19 protein-coding genes are annotated in these 18,090 nt (G+C 65.2%); 9 read left to right on the plus strand and 10 right to left on the minus strand.

Annotated features, from left to right (window positions below; translation table 11 throughout):
• Positions 1-23 precede the first annotated feature (23 nt).
• The 5 genes from ASR47_RS19780 to ASR47_RS19795 form a co-directional block, all read right to left on the minus strand.
• The gene (locus ASR47_RS19780; protein ID WP_065309487.1) at positions 24-671 is read right to left on the minus strand and encodes a response regulator transcription factor; all 648 of its coding nucleotides are present in this window, start codon (positions 669-671) and stop codon (positions 24-26) included.
• Entirely contained in the window at positions 668-2,131 is a 1,464-nt protein-coding gene (locus ASR47_RS19785) for a sensor histidine kinase (protein WP_065309488.1), read from the minus strand. The genes ASR47_RS19780 and ASR47_RS19785 overlap by 4 nt, the downstream gene beginning before the upstream one ends.
• A 111-nt stretch (positions 2,132-2,242) precedes the next feature.
• Entirely contained in the window at positions 2,243-4,516 is a 2,274-nt protein-coding gene (locus ASR47_RS19790; protein ID WP_245714425.1) for an FdhF/YdeP family oxidoreductase, read from the minus strand.
• Positions 4,434-5,009 carry a PAS domain-containing protein gene (locus ASR47_RS28395; protein ID WP_245714418.1) on the minus strand — a complete coding sequence of 192 codons (576 nt, stop codon included), beginning with the start codon at positions 5,007-5,009 and terminating at the stop codon, positions 4,434-4,436. The genes ASR47_RS19790 and ASR47_RS28395 overlap by 83 nt, the downstream gene beginning before the upstream one ends.
• Before the next feature lie 15 nt (positions 5,010-5,024).
• A complete protein-coding gene (locus ASR47_RS19795; RefSeq protein WP_065309490.1) occupies positions 5,025-5,570 on the minus strand; it encodes a PDC sensor domain-containing protein in 546 nt (181 codons plus the stop codon).
• 209 nt (positions 5,571-5,779) lie between these two features.
• Here ASR47_RS19795 and ASR47_RS19800 point away from each other — a divergent pair, with 209 nt between their 5' ends.
• The 3 genes from ASR47_RS19800 (at position 5,780) to ASR47_RS19810 (ending at position 8,001) form a co-directional block, all read left to right on the plus strand.
• The gene (locus ASR47_RS19800; protein WP_065309491.1) at positions 5,780-6,421 is read left to right on the plus strand and encodes a response regulator; all 642 of its coding nucleotides are present in this window, start codon (positions 5,780-5,782) and stop codon (positions 6,419-6,421) included.
• Between the two features lie 140 nt (positions 6,422-6,561).
• Entirely contained in the window at positions 6,562-7,098 is a 537-nt protein-coding gene (locus tag ASR47_RS19805) for a Dps family protein (protein ID WP_065309492.1), read from the plus strand.
• A 90-nt stretch (positions 7,099-7,188) separates the two neighbouring features.
• Entirely contained in the window at positions 7,189-8,001 is an 813-nt protein-coding gene (locus tag ASR47_RS19810; protein ID WP_065309493.1) for a hypothetical protein, read from the plus strand.
• Here the strand turns inward: ASR47_RS19810 and ASR47_RS19815 are convergent.
• Positions 7,986-8,252, minus strand: coding sequence for a UBP-type zinc finger domain-containing protein (locus ASR47_RS19815; RefSeq protein WP_065309494.1), 267 nt, complete (start codon positions 8,250-8,252; stop codon positions 7,986-7,988). The two genes, ASR47_RS19810 and ASR47_RS19815, sit on opposite strands and share 16 nt — an antisense overlap.
• A 22-nt stretch (positions 8,253-8,274) precedes the next feature.
• Positions 8,275-8,844: a TMEM175 family protein gene (locus tag ASR47_RS19820; RefSeq protein ID WP_065309495.1), complete on the minus strand. Its 570-nt coding sequence runs from the start codon at positions 8,842-8,844 to the stop codon at positions 8,275-8,277.
• 151 nt (positions 8,845-8,995) lie between these two features.
• Here ASR47_RS19820 and ASR47_RS19825 point away from each other — a divergent pair, with 151 nt between their 5' ends.
• Positions 8,996-9,412: a hypothetical protein gene (locus ASR47_RS19825; RefSeq protein ID WP_065309496.1), complete on the plus strand. Its 417-nt coding sequence runs from the start codon at positions 8,996-8,998 to the stop codon at positions 9,410-9,412.
• Between the two features lie 24 nt (positions 9,413-9,436).
• On the opposite strand, the gene ASR47_RS19830 is transcribed toward ASR47_RS19825, so the two are convergent.
• Complete coding sequence (locus ASR47_RS19830) at positions 9,437-10,690, minus strand: MFS transporter (RefSeq protein ID WP_065309497.1); 1,254 nt, start codon at positions 10,688-10,690, stop codon at positions 9,437-9,439.
• 61 nt (positions 10,691-10,751) lie between these two features.
• Here ASR47_RS19830 and ASR47_RS19835 point away from each other — a divergent pair, with 61 nt between their 5' ends.
• Positions 10,752-11,762, plus strand: coding sequence for an AraC family transcriptional regulator (locus ASR47_RS19835; protein ID WP_065309498.1), 1,011 nt, complete (start codon positions 10,752-10,754; stop codon positions 11,760-11,762).
• Between the two features lie 44 nt (positions 11,763-11,806).
• On the opposite strand, the gene ASR47_RS19840 is transcribed toward ASR47_RS19835, so the two are convergent.
• On the minus strand, positions 11,807-13,270 hold the full coding sequence (locus ASR47_RS19840; protein WP_065309499.1) for an iron-containing redox enzyme family protein: 1,464 nt from the start codon (positions 13,268-13,270) through the stop codon (positions 11,807-11,809).
• Between the two features lie 229 nt (positions 13,271-13,499).
• Between ASR47_RS19840 and sodC the strand changes: the two genes are divergently transcribed.
• The 3 genes from sodC (at position 13,500) to ASR47_RS19855 (ending at position 15,934) form a co-directional block, all read left to right on the plus strand.
• Positions 13,500-14,012 (plus strand): superoxide dismutase family protein, encoded by a 513-nt coding sequence (gene sodC, locus ASR47_RS19845; protein WP_065309500.1) that lies wholly within the window; start codon positions 13,500-13,502, stop codon positions 14,010-14,012.
• An 87-nt stretch (positions 14,013-14,099) separates the two neighbouring features.
• Positions 14,100-14,630, plus strand: coding sequence for an ankyrin repeat domain-containing protein (locus tag ASR47_RS19850; protein WP_065309501.1), 531 nt, complete (start codon positions 14,100-14,102; stop codon positions 14,628-14,630).
• Positions 14,631-14,734: 104 nt separating this feature from the next.
• Entirely contained in the window at positions 14,735-15,934 is a 1,200-nt protein-coding gene (locus ASR47_RS19855; RefSeq protein WP_065309502.1) for a YbfB/YjiJ family MFS transporter, read from the plus strand.
• A 69-nt stretch (positions 15,935-16,003) separates the two neighbouring features.
• Here ASR47_RS19855 and ASR47_RS19860 read toward each other — a convergent pair whose 3' ends face one another.
• Positions 16,004-16,591, minus strand: coding sequence for a TetR/AcrR family transcriptional regulator (locus ASR47_RS19860; protein WP_065309503.1), 588 nt, complete (start codon positions 16,589-16,591; stop codon positions 16,004-16,006).
• Positions 16,592-16,911: 320 nt separating this feature from the next.
• Here ASR47_RS19860 and ASR47_RS19865 point away from each other — a divergent pair, with 320 nt between their 5' ends.
• Entirely contained in the window at positions 16,912-18,063 is a 1,152-nt protein-coding gene (locus ASR47_RS19865) for an MFS transporter (RefSeq protein ID WP_217270596.1), read from the plus strand.
• Positions 18,064-18,090 lie beyond the last annotated feature (27 nt).

The following is an 18,090-nucleotide window of genomic DNA, read 5'->3' on the forward strand; positions in this document are numbered from 1 at the left end:
TCATACAAGGGTATAGGGGGAGATTACTTGCGGCGTGCCGTATCGATCCCCAGCGCCTCGGCCATGCGCACCAGGTCGGCAAAGGTGCGCGCCTGCATCTTGCGCATGGCGTTGCCGCGGTGGATCTTGACGGTGATTTCGCTGGTGCCCAGTTCGCCGGCGATCTGCTTGTTCATCAGGCCGCTGGCGGCCAGCGCCATGATTTCGCGCTCGCGCGGGGTCAAGCTGGCGTAGCAGTCGTGCAGGCCTTGCGCGGCCTGCGCGCGCGCGCGCCGTTCGCGGTCGGCGCCCAAGGCCAGGTTGACGGCGTCGAGCAGGTCCTGGTCGCGGAAAGGCTTGGCCAGGAAATCGAGGGCGCCCGCCTTCATCGCGCGCACCGACATGGGGATGTCGCCGTGGCCGGTCATGAAGATGATGGGCAGATGCACGCCGTCGCGGTTCAGTTCGGCCTGGAAGTCCAGCCCCGAGACGCCCTGCAGGCGCACGTCGAGCAGCAGGCAGCTGGCCACTTCGGCGCGCGGCTGGGCCAGGAACTGCGCCACCGAGGCGTAATCGGCCGCCGCCAGGCCGCTCGAACGCAGCAGGCTGGAAATGGCCGCGCGCAAGGGGCCGTCGTCGTCGACGATATGCACCAGTCCCGGCGGCGCCTGCGTCATGCTGGCGCCGTTCATGCGTCCTCCGTGTCGACGCTGGCCGCCGAAGGCAGCGACAGCGACAGGGTCGCGCCCTGCCCGGGCGTGCTGCGGGCCCAGATGCGCCCGCCGTGGGTTTCGACGATCGAGCGGCAGATCGGCAGGCCCATGCCCATGCCGTCGGCCTTGGTGCTGAAAAACGCCTCGAACAGGTGCGGCAGGTGTTCGGTGGCGATGCCGGGACCGCTGTCGGTGATATGGCACTGCACCGCTCCATCGGCGTCCTGGGCCGTGCGCAGCAGCAGCGAGCCGTTGCCGGCCTCGCAGTCCTGCATCGCCTGCATGGCGTTCATCATCAGGTTGATCAGCACTTGCTGCAGCTGCACCTTGTCGCCATACACGGGCGGCAGGCCGGGCGCCAGTTCCAGGCGCAGGCTGACGGCGTGGCTGCTCAATTCGCGCCGCACCAGCGCGGACGCTTCCTCGGCCACCGCATTGAAGTCGAGCGGCAGGTGATTCGGGTCGCTGCGCCGCGCCAGCGCGCGGATGCGCTGTATCACTTCGGTGGCGCGCCGGCTCGCTTCGAGCAGGCTGGCGATCGCCGCGCAGGCTTCGTCCAGATTCGGCTGCGGGCGGTTCAGCCAGCGCAGGCTCGCTTCGCCGTTGGTGGCGATCGCCGCCAGCGGCTGGTTCACTTCATGGGCGATCGAGGCGGCCAGTTCGCCCAGCATGGTCACGCGCGTCACGTGGGCCAGCTGTACCTGCGATTCGTGCAGCGCCTGTTCGGCCAGCACCGACGCCGTCACGTCCATCAGCGCACCGAGGTATTCGCAGTGATCGTCCTGGTCATAGGTCGGGTGGGCCAGCACGTGCACGTATTTGATGCTGCCGTCGGGCAGCTGCAGGCGGTGGCGCACATCGAGTTCGCCTTCGCAGCGCATCACCTGCTCGACCGCCGCGCGCACCAGCGGGCGGTCGTCAGGCATGGTGCGCTCGAGCAGCATCTCGACGGTCGGCGGCTGGCTGGCCGGATAGCCATAGATGCGCGCCGCCTCTTCCGACCAGTACAGGCGCGCTTCGGGCGCCGTGAAGCTGAAGCTGCCCGTGCGGCTGATGCGCTGGGTGCCGGCCAGGAAGGCTTCGCTGCGGCGCAGCGCCTGCTCGCGCGCCAGCAGGCGTTCGGTGGCGGCCTGCCCCGTCAGCGCCAGGAACGCCGTGATGCCGATCGCCGCCAGGCTGACCATCAGCCGGCCCGAGGCCGGCCCGGAAAAGATCGAGACATGGATCATGCCGTAGGCCAGCAAGGTCAGCGCCAGGCACAGCACGGTGGTCAGGATCACGCCGCGGCGGCCCCATACGCTGGCCGACAGCAGCACCACCACCACGTACATGACGGCGATGGCGACATCGAGATCGGTAAAGGCGTCGACCGCAAAAATGAGCAAGGTGACGCCAACGAGCAGGATGGAGAGTAAAGGACTGCCTCGAACACGTGTCATGCCTGACCTTTCTGAGCCATTATTTTCTTCCACGGCATTTTAATATGGCAAGAAAGATAAGTGCGCTATACGAAAGTATAGTTTTGGCCGGCCGACACATAATAAAAGTGCCTAGCGCCCTCCTCCTTCCGGCATGCGCCCGGGGAACAACAGCACCGGAATCGATTTCGAGGTCGGCGTGCCGGCGCCGTCGGCCACGCTGGCCAGCGGCACCAGCGCATTGGTTTCCGGGTAATACGCCGCCACGCAGCCGCGGGGAATGTCGTAGGCCACCAGCATGAAGCCGTCGGCGCGCCGCTCCACGCCATCGTCCCACACGCTTTTCACGTCGACCCAGTCGCCGGCCCGCATGCCCAGCATGGCGATATCGTCGGCGTGGATGAAAATCACGCGGCGCATGCCGAACACGCCCCGGTAGCGGTCATCGAGCGCATAGATGGTGGTGTTGTACTGGTCGTGGGAACGGGTGGTCATCATCACCAGCAGGCGCTCGCCGTGCTGCTGGCGCGCGCGCGAAATCGGCGTATCGCGCGGCACCGCATGCACGGCGAATTGCGCCTTGCCGCTGGCCGTATGCCAGGTGCGGTGGCGCGGCGCCACCGTCAGGTGAAAACCGCCCGGCACGGCGATGCGCTGGTTGTAATCGTGGAAATCGTCGAACACTTTTTCGATCTCGTCGCGGATCAGGGCGTAGTCGCCGCGCCAGGCCGGCCAGGGAAGACCATCGCGGCCCTGCCCCTCGCCGGCGCCCAGGGTCGCCTCGGCCATGCGCGAGACGATCGCCACTTCCGACAGCAGCTCCGGCGAAGCCGGCGCATTGCGTCCGTACGACACATGCACCATGCTCATCGAGTCTTCCACCGTCACACCCTGCGCCACGCCCTGTTGCAGGTCGATCTCGGTGCGGCCCAGGGTCGGCAGGATCAGCGCTGCGCGGCCATGCACCAGCGCGCTGCGATTGAGCTTGGTGATGATCTGCACCGTCAGGGCGCACGAACGCAGGGCGGCAAAGGTGCGCGGCGTGTCGGGCGTGGCGACGGCAAAATTGCCGCCCAGGCCGATAAATACTTTTACTTTGCCCTGCTCCATGGCGGCGATCGTCGCCACCACATCGTGGCCGTGGTGGCGCGGCGGCTCGAAGCCATACACCCGCCGCAGCCGGTCCAGGAAAGCGGCGGTGGGCTGCTCCTCGATGCCGACCGTACGGTCGCCCTGCACGTTCGAGTGGCCGCGCACCGGGCACAGGCCGGCGCCGGGCCGGCCGATATTGCCGCGCATCAGCATCAGATTGCTCAGCATCTGGATGGTGGCCACCGCGTGCTTGTGCTGGGTGATGCCCATGCCCCAGGTGGCGATCACCCGTTCGCTGCGCGCGTAAATCCCGGCCAGCTGCGCGATCTGGGCGTACGGCACGCCAGCTTCCGCCACCAGCACATCCCAAGCTTCGCCGCGCAGATCGGCGGCAAAAGCGTCGAAAAACGCCGTATGCGCAGCGATGAAGTCCAGGTCCAGCAGCCGGTGCGCCCCCTCCAGGGCGGCCGCATCGTCCATTTCCAGCAGCCGCTTGGCCACGCCCTTGAGCAATGCCAGGTCCCCGCCCAGGCGCGGCTGGATAAACAGCGTAGCGATATGGGTGCTGCCGCCGGTCAGCATTTCGCCCATCGCCTGCGGATCGGCAAAGCGCTCCAGGCCCCGTTCGCGCAGCGGATTGATCGACACGATGGTGGCGCCGCGTTTGGCGCAGGCGCGCAGTTCGCCCAGCATGCGCGGATGGTTGGTGGCGGGATTCTGGCCGAAGATCAAAATCGCGTCGGCGTGTTCGAAGTCATCCAGGGTGACCGTGCCCTTGCCCGCGCCGACCACCGGCGGCAGGCCGCGGCTGGTCGCCTCATGGCACATGTTCGAGCAATCCGGGAAGTTATTGGTGCCGTAGGCGCGCGCAAACAGCTGGTACAAAAACGCCGCCTCGTTGCTGGCGCGCCCCGAGGTATAGAACGCCGCCTGGTCCGGGTCGTCAAGCGCATGGAGTTCGCGCGCCACCAGCGCAAACGCGTCATCCCAGGAAACCGGCACATAGCGGTCGCTGGCGGGGTCGTACACCATCGGTTGCGTCAAACGGCCATGGTGTTCCAGTTCATGGTCGGACTGGCGCAGCAGCTCGGTGACAGTGTGGTCGGGCGCGGCAAAGAATGCGGCGGTGACGCGCCGGCTGGTGGCTTCGGCCGCCACCGCCTTGGCGCCGTTTTCGCAGAATTCAAAGGTCGACGCGTGCGCGCGGTCGGGCCAGGCGCAGCCGGGGCAATCAAAGCCGTCGGGCTGGTTTTGCGCCAGCAAGGCGCCGATACCGGCCGGCGGCACGCGTTCGCGCAGCATGCCTTGCGCCACATGGCGCAGCGCGCCCCAGCCGGCGGCGGCGTGGGTGTAGGGGGCGATCTTGCCGATCGGTTTGTCTTGCTTGCTCATGGCAAAGCCTCCTCGGGTGGATAAATAGATGGTAACGCAATCGACGTTCTGGCGTTCCTGAACAGCTCCTGCACCGGCACGGCGCGGCCAGCCGGCTGCGCGCGAGCAGGTGCTGCGCCAGCGCCTGGTCAAGCACGGCCAGGTCGTCGGGTTGCATCAGCGCCTGCCATTCGGCGCGGTCGAGCACCAGGCCGTCCGGCGCATGGCCGAGCATGGCGGCCGCGCGCGCGTCGAAGTTGCGCAGGTCGCTGGGCATACCCCATTCACACAGGCCCAGGTTGGCGCCATTGAGCGCCAGCTGTTCCAGCGCCAGCCGGCGGCGCTGGGCCAGCAACAGGCCCACCGCGCCGATCACGCCGGTGAGCAGCCAGGCCAGCGCGCTGGACCACCAACCGCCGCTCGCCGCCGTTTGCATCGCCTTCGAGCACGGTCAGCATGCGCCCGCTTTGCTGGTGGCGCAGGAACAGCGGATCGGGTGCGCCTTGAGATTGAACACACCCGGCGTGTTCTCGTAGGGCTGCGACAAATACAGGGTGTCGGGCGAGCGCATGCTGGCCACCTGGCGCGTGTATTGGCGGTCGTCAAGGCGCGCGTCGCGCAGGTCATCATCGGACAATACGATATGGCCGCGCCGGTCGGCCACCAGCAGCGCCCGCACGCCGGGCATGGCGCGCTTGAGTGACTGCAGCAGCACGCGCCGGCAATCCGCCGTGCAGCCGCTGCCCGGATGAAAGGCGCGCCGCGCGCTGTCGAGCGCATTGCGCACGCCTTCGAACTGGTGCTGCAGGTTTTCATCGATGATCAGGGTCTGCATGCGCATGCGTTCGATGTCGGAAGCGATCAGCAAGCGCCGCTCGCTCCAGATAAAGTATCCCACCATCAGTGCGCTCATCAGGAGCACCCCGGCCAGCACCAGCCATTCGGCGCCACGGCGGCGCGGACGCGGCAGCCGCTGCAACAGATTAATCGGCATCATTTCTTCCTCACGGTAGTGGTCGCGGCAAGGAGTTCACCTGCCGATGCCGGCCACTATAGGCAAGTTGCCGATCCAGGAAAATCACACCTAGGTATGCCACCCCATACCAAGGTTTAAGACAAACCTGGTCCTATACCCACGTATGACTAGGCAAGCGCGCGGCCATTTCGCACAATGACCTCATCGAACCCAACCTGGCGGACTCCATCATGCATACCGAATCGACCACCACCCTGACCACCATCGTGATCGCCGACGACCACCCCTTGATCCGCGCCGGCATGGCGTCCCTGCTGCAGTCGACCGGCAGCTTCGTCCTGCTGGGACAGGCGGCGGACGGCGAGCAGGCGATCGAGCTGTATCAGCGACTGCGCCCCGCCGTGCTGCTGATGGACATGAGCATGCCGGGCTGCGGCGGCGTCGAGGCGACGCGGCGCATCCGCCAGCAGCACCCGCAAGCGCGCATCATCATCCTCAGCGCCCACGAGGGCGACGAGGTGGTGCACCGCGCCATGCAGGCCGGCGCCAGCGGCTACCTGCTGAAGAACGCGCCGTTCGCCGAGTTGCTCGACTGTATCGCCTGCGTGCTGGCCGGCAGAAAATACCTGGCGCCGGGCCTGTCGGCCAAGCTGGCCGGGCGCGTGCACGGCAGCGATCTGTCGACGCGGGAACACGAGATCCTGGCGCACTTGGCGACCGGCATGAGCAACAAGCTGATCGCCAGGGTGGCCGGCATCGGCGTGGGCACGGTGAAATTCCATATCAATAACATCCTCGCCAAGCTGGACGCGGCCAGCCGCACCGAAGCCGTGATGCTGGCCAGCCGGCGCGGCATGCTGCAACTGGCCTGACAGGGGTGCCGATAGTCGTGTTCGACACGTCCGGCCGCCAGCATGGCCTTGAACTCCGATTTTTTCAACGCAACAGCTTCACGCCCGGCACGGGGGCGACACAACCCGGCCTCTCTTTCACCTACTTTGGAAAGCACATCATGAGCACCTCACCAGATATTCTGCAAGACTTCGGTTCCCTGGCCAATGTCCGCATCGGCCTGTCGGCCGAAGTGCGCGCTCAAGGCGTGCACGCGCTGAACCGCCTGCTGGCCCATACCATGGCGATCCGCGACGCCTACAAAAAAGCCCACTGGCAGACTTCGGGCGCCACCTTCCACCAGCTGCACCTGCTGTTCGACAAGCACTACGGCGAACAGGTGCTGATCATGGACGCCATCGCCGAGCGCGTGCAGACCCTGGGCGGCGTGACGTTCGCGCTGGCGCAGGACGTGGTCGACGAATCGTCGATCGCGCGCGCCCCGCGCGGCCGCGAATCGGCGCTGGCGCAGCTGTCGCGCCTGCTGGACGCACATGAAACGATTTTGCTCGAAGCGCGTCCGCTGGCGCGCGCCGCCGCCGAGATGGGCGACGACGGCAGCAACGACCTGATTGTCAGCCAGGTGGTGCGCAGCAATGAACTGCAAAGCTGGTTTATCGGCGAGCACCTGGCCGCGCAGAGCGGCAAGGCACAGTAAGCGCCAGAGGGCTGATGGCTGCGCAGGCCGCCATCAGCCTCAAGATCTTGCCTTGTGTTATCCTTTTTGTACATTAATCAGGAGAACAACATGGTCAGCATATCGTCGGCGGCAAGCACCCTGCGTCAGGTAAACGTCAGCAAAGCGGAAACCCCGGACGCCAGGCCACAGAAAACCGTGGCTGGCGCGGCGGTTGGCGCGGTTGCGGATGGCGTTTCCATCTCGACCCTGGCTGGCAGGCTGTCGGCGGCGGCCGAGCATACCAGCGAGCGCCTGAAGGGACTTGATCACAAGGCGCTGCAGGACCAATTGATTGCTGACGATAGAAAAGTCTTCTACGAACTCGACACGGCGCACAAGACGGCCGCAGCGGCGCAGCTGCCGCAGCCGGACGACAAGGCCTCGGCCAAATCGGCCACGGCGGCCAACGAGTTTGTCAACAGCAAGGGGGCCAACCCGTTTGCCGGACTGTCGCGCGAGCAGCTGTCGACCATTTCGCATGACGAAAGCGGCACATTCACCATCAATGAACGGCGCGCCGCCGCCACCCAGGCCTATCGGGAAGAATCGGCCTGGCGCCAGCAGGTGGTCAGCCAGGCCATGCAGGAATATAACAGCACCGGCAAGATGACGAAATTCTTCGGCGCCGTGCTGGAACACTTCAACGGCCTGCCACCGCTGGAGCAAGCCACCTATCCCGCAAACTACGCCAGCGACCTGCAGGAAAAGATCAAGCTGGACTTCAATTATTTCAACCACTCGGCTGGCGACGCCGGACCGACCAAGGGCTCGATCGCCGACATCACCAACAATAACAAGTTTCCCGCCAAGTTCGACCTGTTCGACATGCTGGGCGTCAAATTGAAGGACTGGACCAGCCAGACCAGTCAGATCGGATCGTAGAACAATTCGTCGACATAGCACCAGCCCCAGGTTTCGCCCGGCTCCTTCGAGCGGATGATCGGGTGCCTGGTCGCATGAAAATGCCTGGTGGCGTGCTTGTTCTTCGAATCATCGCAGCAGCCGACGTGGCCGCACACCATGCACACGCGCAGGTGCACCCATTCGTCGCCCATTTTCAGGCATTCCTCGCAGCCGTCCGAATTGGCGCCGCGCGTGTGGATATCGTGCAGATGCTGGCAAGACTGGGTCATGCTGTTCTCCTTGAAAAATTGTTCATTGCGGGGTTTCCTTCCGGCGCTGCGGTATCAGCCACAATATCGCCACGGCCAGGTAGATGGCGGCGCCGGCCGGCGCATACCACAGCGACAAGGCGATCGCCGCCAGGTACAGCGCGATCGACAATTCCTTCTTGCGGCTATGGCCCAGCGCCTGCGCCAGCGGCGAATCGGGCCCCTCGTTGGCCACCAGCGCGCGTACCAGCATGCGAAAGGCGATCGCGCACATCAGGAGCACCACGCCGTACAAGGCCATCGGCGCCGGCGTCAACGGGTAATTGCCGGCCCAGGCCGTGACCAGCGGCACCAGCGACAGCCAGAACAGCAAATGCAGATTGGTCCACAGTATGCGCCCGTTGACCTGGCGCGCCAGCTGCAGCACGTGATGGTGGTTGACCCAGTAAATGCCGACATACACAAAGCTGAGCAGATAGGCGCACAGCACCGGCGCCATCTCCAGCACCTCGGTCCAGTGCGGGCCGGCCGGCACCTTCAGCGCCAGTACCATGATGGTGATCGCAATGGCCACCACCCCATCGGTAAATGCTTCCACGCGGCTTTTGTTCATGAGCAATGCATAAATAGGGCCATGCTAGCGCGCCGCCCCATGTTTTCCGCCTGCCAGAAGACCAGTTCTGGTGATGCCGCTGGCCCAAAGACAGGGCCGAAAAGCGGCAATTGCCGCTACACTGAAGGCATCGCCACCCATGGAGCCACGCATGACCTCTCAAGACAACGACCTGGCCGAACGCGCCCGCCTGATCGCCCTGGCGCGCGCCCTGCGCGACCTGCACAAACACCTGATCCACATCGAAACGCAATACTTCGGCGCCGTCGGCAGCCCACTGGAACTGCTGCAGCTGGTCACCAACCACCCGCATTTCGCCTGGCTGCAGAAATTGTCCGGCCTGATGGCGCAGATGGACGAGCGCCTGGACGAGCCCGAACCGGTGACACCAGCCGTGGCCCTGGCCTACCGCCGCGCGCTCGAAGCGCTGATCGGCCCGTCGGAAGACGGCGACAAGGAATTCCAGGCCAAATACAACGCGCTGCTGCACGACGCGCCGGAAATCGTCATGGCGCATGGCGCGGTGCGAAAGCTGCTCAGTTCGATCGCGGCGCCAGGCAAGGTTTGAACCACCCCTGCCCTGCAGCGTCGGTCAAAGATGCAGCGCCGTGCCCGCTCCAGCACCAGCCTGCGCGGCGGGCACCCTGACGCGCAGCGCGATCAGCAGCGCCGCCAGCAGCATCAAGGCGCCAGCGGCCATGAAGACGCCGTCGATGCCGCTGACGCCGAACATCAAGCCCCCGGCGGCCGCGCCCGCCGCAATGGCCGACTGCACCGACGCCACCACCATGCCGCCGGCGCTTTCGGCCTGGTCCGGCAGAGAGCGCGCCACCCAGTTCGACCAGGCCACCGGCACGCCGCCAAACGCCAGGCCCCAGATCGCCGTCAGCAAGGCCTGCCCGGCCAGCGAGGCCGGCAGCAGCACCAGCGCCAGCGCGGCAACCCCCACCAGTGCCGGCATCAGCACCAGGGTCAGGCGCAGGCTGCGTTGCATCAGTTGCCCGGCCAGCAAGGTGCCGGCAAAATTCGCCAGGCCAAAACCCAGCAGCATCAGGGCCAGCGTGTCAGGTCCGATACCAGCGGTGGTTTCCAGGAACGGCCGGATATAGGTAAACAGGGCGAAGTGCCCGGTGTGCGCCAGCACGCAGCCCAGCATGCCCACCGCGATGCCGGGACGGCGCAGCAGCGCCATGACCGTGCCAGGCCGGGCCGTGTGGCGAGCCGGCAGCCGCGGCAAGGCCAGCCACTGGAATACCAGGGTGAGCACGCCGATCGCGCTGGCGGCAAGGAAAGCGCTGCGCCAGCCATACAGGCCGCCAAGATAGCTGCCGAGCGGCACCGCCACCACGGTTCCCACGGCGATGCCGCTGAAAATGATCGCCAGCGCGCGCGGCAGCAGCGCGGCGGGTACCAGCCGCATCGCCACCGCCGCCGCCATGCTCCAGAAACCGCCCAGCGCGACACCGAGCAACATGCGCATCAAGAGCAGCACGCCCAGGCTGGACGACACCGCCACCAGCAGGTTCGACGCGATCATCAAGGTGGAAAAAGCCAGCAGCACGGCGCGCCGGTCAAAGCGCCGCGTCAGGCGCGGCACCAGCAAGCCGGCAAACAGCGCCACCACCGCCGTCATCGTCACGGCCTGCCCGGCCATCGCTTCGGACACCCGCATGTCGGCGGCCATCGGCGTGAGCAGGCTGGCCGGCAGGTATTCCGCCGTCAGCAAGCCGAATACACCCATCGTCAGCGAAAACACCGCCATCCAGGCCGGCGCCGCCGGTGCGGTGTCGGCAGCGGCGTTACGTGGACTGGCGCCGGGTGTCACATCACAAATACTATCGCTCATTGCATGCTTCCTCATGGTTTCAACAAGAAGTCCACTGTAGACGCGCGGAATCGGATGGTCTATGATGGAAACCCTGCATTTTTTGACCGAAACCCCGAAAATGACACAAGCCGATGTGTTCGCCCTGTCTTCGGACCTGATCAGCGCCCTGCTGACCGACATGCGCCTGCGCGGCGTGCAGTACCGCCGGGTGCAGGCCGGCGCCGAGTTTGGCCTGAACTTCGAGGCCAGGCCGGGGCATGCGTATTTTTACTTCCTGGCGGTCGGCTCGGCTGTGCTGCGCACCAGCGATGGCACGCTGCATGCGCTGGCGGCAGGCAACGCCGTGCTGATGCCGCATGGCGGCGCGCATCAGCTTTTGTCACGGGCCGACACGCCGGCCATCGACATCGACAGCTATCAGGCCTCGCCGCTGGGCGACAAGGTGGACGCCGTCGACGCCTGCCCCAGCCTCGGCATGACACCGGGCACCATCCTGTTTTACGGCTGCATGGAGTTCGATCTCGGCGGCATGCAGGGCCTGGGGCCATTGATGTCCGCGGTGATGGTGACCGACGTGGCGGGGCAACGCTACCCTGGCCTGGCGGCGATTCTCGGCGCCATGAAAAGCGAAGTCTGTTCAGGAAGGGTCGGCTTTGCCGGCATCCTGGCACGCCTGGCCGAAGTGGCGGCCGCCATGATCGTGCGCGGCTGGGTCGAATGTGGTTGCGATAATGCCTCCGGCCTGGTGGCGGCGCTGCGCGACCCGCGCCTGGCGCGCGCCATCCTGGCGCTGCACCGGCAACCGGGCCGCAATTGGACGGTGGAAGAGCTGGCCCTTGAATGCCACAGCTCGCGCTCCGTGTTCGCCGAACGCTTCCAGGCAACCATCGGCACGCCGCCGCTGCGCTACGCCACCGAGCTGCGCATGCACCTGGCCAGCCAGTGGCTGGGCCAGGGCCGGCTGCCGGTCGAGACCGTGGCCCAGCGGCTTGGCTATGCCTCACAGGCCGCCTTCAGCCGCGCCTACAAACGCATCACCGGCCAGACGCCTGGCGTGAGCCGGCGCACGCAGGCGGCCAACGGCGCATGAAACAGATGCCAGGGTTGGCCTGACATTGGCAGCCTGCGGCCACGCTATGCCAGCAACTGCCTGTACAGCCTGGTGGCCATCAAGCCCGCAGCGCTATGGTGGTTGGCCGGCGACATCAGCGGTATCAATATATCCATCGCCGAACCCTTGCTGCCCTGCTGGGCCACCTTGTGTTCCAGTTCGCGCAGGTCGGCGTCGAAGGTCGGCTCTTGCGTTTGCTGCAAACCCATATGGCGGCGGAACACGCCGCGCGTGCCATGCGTCGTGCGCGGCTGGCCTTCGGACAGGTTATCGATGGCGCGCATGGCGGCGCGGTGCGACATGATGCGCGGCGCGGCGATGCCGGTATCGTCCAGTGGTGACTCGATCCAGTCGCGCAGCACCTGCTGCTCGTAGGGGCTGAAGACGCCGAACATTTCCGCCCGTTCGCTCTGGATCAAACGCCAGAAGCGGCTGTCCTCGACCGGTGCGCCGCGCTGTATCCAGCCGGTGCTGGTCAGTTTTTCCAGCAGGGCCGGCACCTGGGCTTTGTCGCCGAGCCAGTCGTTGATGCTTTTGCCGCCGATGCGGCAGTAGTCCGAATGCATGTTCTTGCCGGCCACGCTTTTCTCGCACAGGATGCGCACCAGCTCCTGCTGCAGGTCGAAGCCGGCGATGATGTCCATGGTGCCGGCGCCCAGGTCATTGAGGCGAAAGCCATTGCGCACGCGGCGGTAGAAAGCCGCGCTATCGCCGAAGCGTGGCATCAATTGCAGTACCGCATCGGTGGCCTTGCGCGCATGGCCGGTCGAGCCATTGTCGACCGTCACATGCAAGGTAAAGTAATACGGGTCGATGCCCAGCTCATTGAGCTCGTACGCGGTGATCAGCAGATGCAGCGGCAACTGCTCGTAGCCCAGGTTGAAGCCTATGATTTCAGGCAAAAAATTGCCATTGTCGTGCGCCAGGCTCAGCTGGATGGCGCCCTGCACGAAATAGGCGTCGTCCAGCTCCTCCCAGTCGTCGCAGCCATGGCTGGCGAGCAACTTCTGATACAGCACCACATGGTTTTTTTCTTCCACGCCATCGCCCAGCTCTTCCAGGTAGATCTGGATCAGCGCGCGGAAACGCTGGTGCTGCCATTGCTGCAAGGCGCTGTACAGCCAGGAGCCGTCGACCAGCTTGGTCGGCGCGGCGGCGCGCAGGAAATACAGGGCGTGCGCCTTGCTCATGAAAAAGCGTCGCGGCGCGCCATTCTTTCGTTCGGCCAGGTAGGCCTGGTATTGCACGCCGACCTGCTCGGCACTGCTGCGCGACCAGTTCAACAGGTCTTCCGGGCGTTCGGGCAGCACGTTCGGCAAAGCCTCGGCGGCCTGCAGTTGCTGCTGCAGATAGTTGCGCGCCGTGGCGCGCGCCATGGCCGCATTGGCTGGCGCGCCCAGGGTGTCGTAGATGTCGTGTGCATTGGGCAGGCGCAGCTCCTGTGCGCGTGAGGCGGCCTGAGGTGCTGTCGAAAGTAAGCTGTGCATGAACGTACCTTGAAAAAGATGGGGCCTGGCGGGATTGAGTTGTCCGGTGGCCGGTATGCATGCATTATCAGGATGAAAGGTTTCCACGCACATCAGTACGCTTCGCGCCTGGGCGTGGGACAAAACTTACAGTACTCTGTTATCTGCCGAACGCGCCTCATCAGCACGAAGTGCGACAATCACGGCAGCATCTGCCATCTGGTCAACCATTCAAGTTCGGGAGAAAAACATGAAAATCTTGTTCACAGCCGCCTTGCTGCTCGGCGCGCAACTGGCGCACGCACAAACCGTGGAATTATCGATCGTCGGTCCCAACGGCGTGGAACAAACGGCCGGCACGATCAGCATTGCGCAGACCAAATACGGCGCCCTGCTGACGCCCGACCTGAAGGGATTGCCCGCCGGCACGCACGGTTTTCATCTGCATGAAAAACCATCCTGCGACGCCAGCGTGACGGACGGCAAGCCGACCCCGGCCGGCGCCGCCGGCGGCCACTGGGACCCGGCCAGGACCGCCGTACACAAGGGGCCGTATGACGATTCCGGCCACCAGGGCGACCTGCCCGCCATTTACGTGGCCGCCGATGGCACGGCCACCTACCCGGTGCTGGCGCCGCGCCTGAAAGCCGCCGACTTCAAGGGCCACGCGCTGATGGTGCATGTGGGCGGCGACAATCACAGCGACCACCCTGAAAAACTCGGTGGCGGCGGCGCGCGCATGGCCTGCGGCGTGGTCAAATAAGCGACAAGCAGCGGCACGGCGGCCGCGCCGTGCCCATACGCCTTGTCCATAGTAAACTGCGCGCACCAAACCTTGCCGAAAGAAAACATGAACGCCGACACACCAACCAAACCCGCAATGGATGCGGAAACGCTGGAATTCATCCGCGGCCTGTTCGCTCTCGTGCGCGAAGGCGATACGGAGCAACTGGGCGCGCTGGTCGCCAAGGGCGTGCCGGTCAACTTCCGCAATGAAAAAGGCGACAGCCTGATCATGCTGGCTACCTACCATGGCCACCTGGAAACGTCGCGCCTGCTGCTCGAAGCGGGCGCCGACGCCAACGTGCCCAACGACCAGGGCCAGACGCCGCTGGCCGGCGTGGCCTACAAGGGCTACCTGGAGATCGCCGAGTTGCTGCTGCGGCATGGCGCCAGTGTCGAAGGCGGCAGCCCCGACGGCAAGACGCCGCTGATGATGGCGGCCATGTTCAACCGCCTGGCCATTCTTGAGTTGCTGCTGAAGCATGGCGCCCGCATCGACGCCGTCGACAGCCGCGGCATGACGGCCGTCTCGCTGGCCAAGACCATGAACGCGGCCGATACCCTGGCCCACCTGACGGCACTGGGCCAGACGGCATAGCCAGTGTGGCAAGAGTGCGTCAGTTTGACGGCGCCGGCCGCTGACTGCCGGCGCCGGCTAACCAAAGTACGCTCCAAGCAGACCGATTCGTTACACTCGGTAGCATGAGCACACCCTCTCCCGCCATCGCGCATCCGCTGGCCACCGCGCTGGCCCTGTCACTGGGCGCCGCCGTGGCGCTGGGCCTGTCGCGCTTTTCCTATGGCCTGCTGCTGCCGCCCATGCGCGACGACCTGGGCTGGTCCTACCTGCTGGCCGGCGCCATGAACACCTGCAATGCGCTCGGCTATTTCCTTGGCGCCCTGGCCACGCCCGCCCTGCTGCGCCGCATGGGCACCTGGCGCCTGCTGATCGCCGGCAGCGTGCTGGCCAGCATCTTCATGCTGCTGTCCGGTTTTGTCAGCGACACCACCGCCCTGTTCCTGCAGCGCGTGTGCGCCGGCGCGGCCAGCGCCTTTGTGTTTGTCGCCGGCGGCGTGTTGGCCGCCCGGCTTGGCTCGCTGCAAGGCGAACGGGCCGGTTTTATCATCGGCCTGTACTACGGCGGCACGGGTTTTGGTATCGCCCTGTCGGCCCTGCTGGTGCCGGCCGCGCTATCGTCGGCCCAGCAACACGGCACGCCGCACGGCTGGCAATTGGCCTGGCTGGCGCTGGGCGCCGCCTGCCTGCTGGCCACCGCCCTGATGGCCCTGCCGGCAAAAAGCATCGGCGAGGCGCGCTTGATGCAGGGCCAGGCGCAGCGCTTTGCCAGCAAGGACTTTGCCTGTGGCCTGGCCGCCTACTTCATGTTCGGCGCCGGCTATATCGGCTACATGACCTTCGTCGTCGCCCTGCTCAGGCAGCAAGGCATGTCGCCGCACCTGATCACCGCGTTTTATACCTTGCTGGGCCTGGCCGTGGTGGCCTCCTCGCGCATCTGGGCCCGCATGCTGGACCGCAACAAGGGCGGCCAGTCGCTGGCCATCCTCAATGCCCTGCTGGGCGTGGCCACCCTGATACCGGCGCTGACCAGCGCCGCGCCGCTCATCTTCCTGTCCGGCCTGGTATTCGGCGCCGTGTTCCTGTCGGTAGTGGCCTCCACCACCGCGCTGGTACGGCACAACCTGCCGCCCGAATCGTGGCCAGCCGGCATCAGCGCTTTTACCGCCGTGTTCGCCTTCGGCCAGATCGCCGGCCCGGTGCTGGTCGGCTGGATCGCCGATGGCCCGGCGGGACTGGAGCGTGGCCTGGTCGCTTCAAGCGTGCTGCTGTTTGTTGGCGCGGCGCTGGCGATGGGGCAGAAGGCGCTGGTGGCCGACCGATGAAATCGCGACGACGAAAGCAAGTCCATGGTGATGGACGCGGGCGGCGCGGCGGCAGTGCAGGCGAGCAAGTTACCGTTCAAGCAGCAGTCCGCGCAACAGCAACTCCAGCGCGACAAGTCCCTTGATCAATCGCTCCGGGCCTTCGTCACCGTCCGCGATCCAGAACGCCGCTTCTGCGAGGCTGCCGTAAATCAGCGACGCCAGCGCCTGTGGGCTGGCGTCGGCCACGATGCCTTGATGAATCAGATCCTGGATCATCGCCTGCATCGATGCGACGCAATGGCGCTGCGAGTCCGGTGTGGCGCCCCCCAGGACCGCCCTGGCATCGCGTAAAACGATGCGCTGAATTTCCGGCTCCAGGGCCATTTCCAGATAGGCACGGCAGCGGCTGCGAAAGCCTTCCCACGGATCTTCGGCGCGGTCTGAGATGGTTTGCAGGCGGTCGTCCATTTCCGCATCGATCTGTTCTACCACCGCGATCAGCAAGCCCCTCTTGTCACCGAAGTGGTGATACAGCGCACCACGCGTCAATCCTGCCTGCGCGGTGAGCTCATCCATTGATGTGTCGGCATAACCGCGCTCGCTGAACACTTTGCGGGCAGTTGCCAGCAACGATGCACGGGTTTCTTCCATTTCGGCACGGGTGCGGCGAACCATTGCTTTCTCCTTACATACACAACGTATGATTGTTTACATTCATCGCGTATGAATATACAATTTATTCATACGCACTGTATGTATTATCGCGGCGGCGTATCTCAATTGCAAGTGCAGCATGCCAGAGACGGCATGACAGAAGTTGCCTGCCGTGTACTGCTTCAGAGGTTTTGGCTGGCCAAGCCGCAGTGATTTTTCAACGGTCAGGCGACGCCGCCTATCTGCTTATCCCATCAAGGACCTGCACCATGAATACACATCCCTACGCCACATCCCCTCCCCCTTTCCGCCATCCGTGGCTGGCGGTTATCGCTGTCGCCATGGCCACCTTCTCGGTCGTGACGACGGAAATGCTGCCTGTCGGCCTGTTGACACCGATTGCCGGCACGCTGGATACCTCGACCGGAACCGCCGGCCTGATGATCTCGCTGCCCGCCCTGCTGGCGGCGTTGTTCGCACCCTTCGTGGTGATCGCGTCGGGCAGCATGGACCGGCGCAAGATCCTGTGTGGTTTGCTGGGGTTGCTGATGATGGCCAACCTGGCCTCGGCATTGGCGCAGAACATGGTGTGGATGCTGGCGGCACGTGTGCTCGTCGGTTTTTGCATGGGCGGCATCTGGGCCATTGCCGGCGGCCTGGCCTCCCGTCTGGTTCCTGCCGCCTCGATCGGCCTGGCCACATCGATGATTTTCGGTGGCGTGGCGGCCGCTTCCGTGCTGGGCGTGCCGCTGGGCGCACAGATCGGCGACCTTGCAGGATGGCGCTGGGCCTTCGGCGTCATGGCACTGTTCAGCGGCCTGGTGCTGGCGCTGCATCTGGCCGTCGTGCCGGCCGTGCCCGCCGCAGGTTCGGTGAGCTGGCGCCAATTTGGCACACAACTGGGCAACCGGCAATTGCAGGCGGGGCTGCTTCTGACCTTGTTGCTGGTGATGAGCCATTTCATGGGGTTTACCTTCGTGCGCCCGCTGTTGCTGTCAGTGTCGGGATTCGAGGCGCAATGGCTGGGCGCATTGCTGTTTCTGTATGGCGTCGCGGGCATCGCTGGCAACTTCCTGGCGGGTGTCGTCGCGGTGCGGCGCACGGCGCCAACCATCATCGCCATTTCGGCTGGCCTGCTGCTCACGCCGCTGCTGTTCCTGGCGATCGGCGACTCCGGCACCGGCGGCGGTATAGCGTTGCTGGCCTGGGGACTGGCCTACGGTGGCGTCTCGGTGGGCCTGATGACATTGATGATGAAGGCGGCGCCACAGGCCGTGGAGATCGTCGCCGCGCTGTATGTGGGTGTTTTCAATGTAGGCATCGCGCTCGGGGCATGGGCCGGTGGCCAGACCGTGGACAGACTGGGCTTGTCCGCCAATCTCTGGCTCGCCGCAGGATGCGCCGCTGCTGCCTTGCTGCTGTCATTGTGTATCGGCTTTGCTGAAAACAACAGGAAAGCCGCCGGCAGGCAGCCTCGATCTGCAACGCTCTGATCAAAAAAAACCCCGGCAAGCCGTTGC

The sequence above is a fragment of the Janthinobacterium psychrotolerans genome, from assembly GCF_001677885.1.
In the GTDB taxonomy this organism is placed as follows: Bacteria; Pseudomonadota; Gammaproteobacteria; order Burkholderiales; family Burkholderiaceae_D; genus Janthinobacterium; species Janthinobacterium psychrotolerans.